The organism is Bacillus sp. AFS001701, from assembly GCF_002559405.1.
GTDB lineage: Bacteria > Bacillota > Bacilli > Bacillales > Bacillaceae_G > Gottfriedia.
Genome location: NZ_NTZO01000316.1, coordinates 1 through 5,977 on the forward strand (window position 1 = coordinate 1; position 5,977 = coordinate 5,977).

Sequence of the window (5,977 nt, forward strand, 5' to 3'; positions counted from 1 at the left end):
TTTAAATATTTTTCTATTTTCTCTCGTGTAGATAATGGTAACTTATTTAATACATATTTAGGTACGCCACATTCCTTTTTTGCGCTTACTTCTTTACCGTCAATGTTGAAAGTTAATAACTCCCAAAAAGCAATTATGAATTTCTCACTGTTGTCATGAATAGTTTCCATCCAACCTTCTGCAATAATTTTATTGTTCACATTAAGTACTTTAATAGATGAGAAATCTGTCAAATTTATATTTTCATATGTTCTTCTCGATGCGGCAAAACTATTTGACCAGTCAAATATAAACTTATCTTCTTTTAAGCCGTATTCATTTAAATAATTTGATAACTGTTCTTCAAATTTTTTTATTTGGTTCGGCTCATAAAAATCTGACACCGCACTATATTTAGTAACAAGTGGAGAAGATATTGTTGTTATTCCAGAAATTAAAGTATCATTAAATATTTTAATAATTGTAACTGAACCATCTTCAAATTCAATCTCATGTCTTATATTTGCTTCTTCAGTTAGAGAATTATCAAAAGTGTTGAAACCTACTATTTTTTTTTCATTAATACAAATACCATTTAAGTAATTTAAATCCTTTAATTTTATCCCATCTGAAAAAATATCCTTACCAATTACTTCTTCAAAAACCATATCATATATTTCGTTATTGTAACTAAAAATATTACCTGAATGTTCAATGAATAAATTTTTACCTTCAAGACTCTTTAATGTGGTCAAAACATTAATCAATGTTTCGTTATCCTTTTCAAAGTAGTTTCTTAAAAGCAATTCCTTTATATATTCATTTCGATTAAATTGTTCGGTTTGTACTTCGTCACGATCTGTTTCGTAGTTATCTGTTTCCTCGTTTAAATCATAATATTCTAAAATTACAATACTAATTATTATTCCTCCTTCATATTCAATATCAAATTTATCAAGACATTCTGCATCCTCTATTATATCTGGATAATCTTTAACTGATTTTATCCCTTTATCTTTTAATATAAAAGAGAGCATTGTATCTCTACGAACAATATTAATTACATCATCAAGAAAATAAGCACCATCCTCATCGAGATTTTTTATTTCTTCTCGTACATAAACGTCACCGCATTCTATTACTGAATGAGATAAAAAACCTTTACATGTTTCGAAAGTAATCCAAAAGCTTTGTCCGCTATACTTTTTCAATCTATTAATCAGCTTTTCTATTAATTCCACAATTTTACCTCATTTCAATTATTGGAAATGCCAACTACGATTCATCGATTCAAGTAGTTCTTTTATACCTTAGGCGTTTTTGCTAATGCACTTTATGGTTTCAAAAAATGAATTCATCCCCAATCAAAAAATCTTTAGCATTTTGAATAACTATGTTATTTATATATCCTTCATTCTCGATTAATTCTACAATTTTTCTACTCAAGAGGAAAAGCAACACAAAATGATTAGTCTAAAATAGGAAGATCAAATCATTTTTACACTTAAAAATGCCGTCAGCGAAAATAGCTGCCGGCAAATAGTTCTTACAATCCTAATTCTTTCTTAATATCGTAAAAAGTTTTTCCTTTCAATTGATTCACAGGCTTTGGAGAGTTTATAACTGTTGGGTTCTGCATACCGAAATTTTCTTCAACATAAGCAAAATCTTTTGAATCAATTACACCATCCCAGTTGATATCCGCATTACGGTTGTATTTTTGGTCAGCTACTTTAGCCCCAAAGCTTTCTGAAGCTACGATCGCATCTTTTATATCAATGACGTTATCTTTGTTTATGTCCCCGGCAACTGCGTCTTCTATTTCATTTGGGTAACTTAACGTCTTTCCGTCGCCATAATTCACACCATCTAAAGTTCGGTAATCATTACCGAAATGAGAATAAGTAGTGAAATGACCAGGTATATCTTGAATAACCGTAAAACGATCATGCGTAACTGGCAATCCATTTACGGCTAAACCGCCATACTTGTTTAGAAGTCCTTCATACGTTTTTCCATTATTGTCGACTACAGAAACTTTTGCTCCGATTTTTGTATAGTCTTGTGATATAAGATTCCCATTTGCATCTTGGAAAGCCTCTGGGTGAATCGATCCGTAAGCCGATGAGAAATTCGGGTGAATATATACAGGTGGAACCCAAGTAAATGGTCGATCTATCTTTCCATCCATTTTAGTAAAGGTTGACGAGACACTGTTTGTAAAGCTGGATGAATCCATATATTCGGCCATGTCTGGAATTTTAATCGTGACATCGACCATTGGGATCGTGTCGGCTGTTATTCCATTAAAATTAACATTGATATTTGTTGTAGTCTGAGTAGTGCCAGTTGACGTGTATGAAATTATCGCGCCTAGTTGCTGAGCTGCAGGATTTAGTGCAATATTTGTAACCAATGTATCTTTATTTCTCGTATTAAAGCGATAGCTCGCTTGCTTCAGATTGTTTACATGATTTGCAGTCAGTGTAAACGTAATCGTGTCCCCGATATGGGCGTGTACATTGTTTAATCGTGTTGGAACATTCGGCTTAGCATTTACATAGGTATAATTGTTCGGAACTACAAAGTAGTACTTGCGTCCAAAGGTGTTGGCAGCTGCATCGACACCCTCAAACTCTAAATCTAGTAACTGACCGTTAGCTGGCAGTGTTACTGAATTTTTATATTGACCGTTTTGATCTAAAGGAAAAGAACCTGAAGGGAAGTAACTGTTATAGTAATAAAATAGGAAATTTTTTGATTGGTCAACAACTTCTTTGTCGTGCAGGTTTGCCGTAATCGGAATGAATTTTGTTCCTGGTTCGTACTCCACAAATGGATTTCCTGGTTTTTCCCCTTCTAAATGGACGTCGAATGCATCCGGCATAGTGTTGTCGATAAACATATCTTTAGTGGAAGATGTAAATGCTTTTCCTTCGTCATTATAACCGACCATTTTCAGTTTGTATTGACCTTCTGGAGCTACAACTGCGTGGAAGTCAATAGGGTTTTTATCATCTCCAGTGAACGGATAATAAGTTCCACCAAAAGATGTAGTATATTCGACTCCTTCACTCGCTCCAATTCCATCATATCCACTAGTTACCCCGAGTTCATTGCCGCTTGAGTCCATGACAATTTGATACAAGTATCTCATATGGGACTTTAAGCTAAAGTGTCCAGGTATATTTGGATCAAAAACTAAATTGGTTAAATGGTTTTTTACAGTAGTAGTTCGATCATAGTCGTAAGTGAAACTTTCGATTCCCTCCTCTACATAATGTACGCCAAATGGGATCCGGTATGTTTCAGTTGGATCATCATGATTGGTATACACAATATATCCTTCATAAATGCCTTTTTCCGCTGTTGTTGGAATTGAAAGTTTTACAATTCTTGTAACACTGCTATTGGTTGGAACTTTTACTGACATGTCGGTACTAAGTTCAACACCATTTTGAGATGCATCTTTTGCACCTCTTAAACCAGATTGGAAGTATACTTTAACATCAAATGTTTTTGCTTCCGTTCCTTTATTTTCAATGGTTACTTCACGAGATTCAGTAAAATTTTTACCATTAAAAGCAACATTTCCGAAGCTAAGTGCACCTGTATCTTCGTTTATTTGTTTATCATTCCCTTTCGAAATTGTTGGTGCTTTATCTTTTATTTTAATTTCAATCGAAGAATGGATTGCCTTATAAGGATCTACCCTTCCAGCACCTTGTTCAAACACGCTATAAGGATTGCTTAACGAATCAGCTGTATTCATTAAAATAGCTTTTACATCAGCTGGCGCGAGATCCGGCTTCGCTTGTAAAAGTAACGCAGCAATTCCTGCTACATTTGGTGTCGCCATAGAAGTTCCGCTCATTCTTTCATACGCTGTACTATAATCTGATGGATTGTCAGGGGTATGTATGAATCCTGGAACCGTTGACAACACATTTACTCCTGGAGCGGTAATTTCCGGCTTTATGTCATACGTTACCCGAGAAGGTCCACGGGAACTAAATGCCGCTAAATTGTCGCCCAGCGTCGTAAGTGAACTTAAGTCTGTAAAGGAGAACTGTGAATTACCGTCTGTTATTTTCTGTTTCAATGCAAGCCCATCGGCATTTGTCAGATTAAAGGATGGGATAAAGTCTTGCCCTTCACCCATGTAAAATGGCATATATCCTTCTGCCGGGTTGTTATTCCAAATTAAGATTGCGGCTGCACCTTTTAATTTTGCTTGGAGGATTTTATCATTAATAGACTGATTATTACCACGCTGAACTAATGCGATCCAAGTTTTCGCTGGTAAATTTATGTTTTTGTAATCATTCGCAGCTCCATAATTTGGAACATTAACAATCTTCAATGTCTGACCAGTTAATTTAGAAAAGTCATCGGTCCATCCTTTAGCAAGTGCATGCATATCTAAATTCAATGTGTCCAAATGTCCTTTCATTGTAGGGATTACTTCAGGAACATCGCTTGCTCCAACCGTTAATGCTAAAGGTGCGTTACCTGGAGAGCCTAATGTATACATGCTATCTCCCGCATTACCAGCAGCAACTACGGCGGTTACACCACTAAGGACTGCGTTGTTGATTGCAATACTCGTTGGATAGAGCGGATCATTATAATTTGTGCCAAGCGACAAGTTCATAATATTTACACCATCTGCCACGGCCTGATCAATCCCTGCCATGACAGTATCATCAGAACCACTACCACCTGGACCTAACACACGGTACACATATAACTCAGCATCTGGAGCAATCCCGTTTGTAGCGTAAGGACTATTATTTTTTCCTTGTCCTATAATTGTTCCCGAAACATGAGTTCCGTGTTCTGTTTCAAAATCTGCTGCTTTTAGAGTCGTTTTAGGATTTGCTTTTTTATAATTTATGTAGTCTTGATAGGTTGTTTCCATTGGATCACTATCGTTATCAATGAAATCATATCCACCTTTAAATGCTGCTTTGATATCAGGGTGATTATAGTCCACACCGGTATCAATCACCGCCACTTTTACCCCTTTTCCAGTGTAGCCTTCTTTATGTAATTCATTTATATGAAGATAAGATAGCTCAGCTGCCATCCCTTGACCTTGCGGAGTAGATGAAGGAGTCATTTCTGCTTCAGGACTAGGAGGTTCCGCCATAATGCTGGAATTGCTATAGATAGCTTGAACAACACTCGATTTCATAATTTCTTTGATTTTGTTCGCTGGCACTTCTAAAGCGACCCCATTAAATGCATTTTTGTATTCGCGAATAACTTTGTAAGTTCCTTCTGACTCTTTCGTAAACACTGAATCTATATCTTGTTTAAATGCAGTGTGGTCATCGTTTACATTTTGTTTAGCTTGTTTACTAGATAAATTTTTCCCATCCAATGCGGCTTCAAGTATAGCCGTATGCTCTGGCTTGTTTTTAAATTGCACGATGACGGAAACCTTTTCTCCACTTGCGAGATTGACCTTTGAATTTAAATAAAGACCAGATCGATCATTATTAGATATTTTTACTAAAGCTTGTCTTTGCTCCGTTGTTAGATTAGAAAGTATCTGTTCCGCTGTCGGTTTACTTGTCGCATGCACAGAACTTGATGATGTCGAATTAAAAACTACTGGGCTACTTGATACTAATCCTATACCAAGTGCAATGGCTGTTGCTTTGTTCAGCGCCTTCTTTTTCTGATTATTCTCCATCTTTTTTACGTCCTCTCCCTTTTTACGAACAATAAATTTTATTTGTAATAATGTGAAGGGTGCATTTCTGATGACTTTACTTCACATTTAATACACTCATCTCATAATTTAGTCTGGATAAATAAAATTAGTGGAAGATTATTAACTGTAAGGTATTCAGAAATATCAATCTATTCATATTATAGGTATGTCACTATTGCTAGTAAATTGGGGAAATTGTTGAGTATTTAATAATTAATTTTATGTGTGATTTTCCAAATTAACATAATTTCGACGTTGTATTTCGTTAAATAAAAT

2 protein-coding genes are annotated in these 5,977 nt (G+C 35.3%); both read right to left on the reverse strand.

Annotated elements, in window-relative coordinates:
- Window positions 1–1,220, reverse strand: a 1,220-nt coding sequence (locus CN514_RS18820) for a hypothetical protein (protein ID WP_141529424.1), incomplete at its 3' end; no start/stop codon positions are given.
- Between the two features lie 305 nt (window positions 1,221–1,525).
- The gene (locus CN514_RS18825) at window positions 1,526–5,680 is read right to left on the reverse strand and encodes a S8 family serine peptidase (RefSeq protein WP_098233919.1); all 4,155 of its coding nucleotides are present in this window, start codon (window positions 5,678–5,680) and stop codon (window positions 1,526–1,528) included.
- Between the last annotated feature and the right edge of the window lie 297 nt (window positions 5,681–5,977).

Coding starts and splice junctions, on each gene's coding strand:
- CN514_RS18825 (WP_098233919.1), bottom strand. CDS start 5,680: ATGGAGAATAATCAGAAAAAGAAGGCGCTGAACAAAGCAACAGCCATT.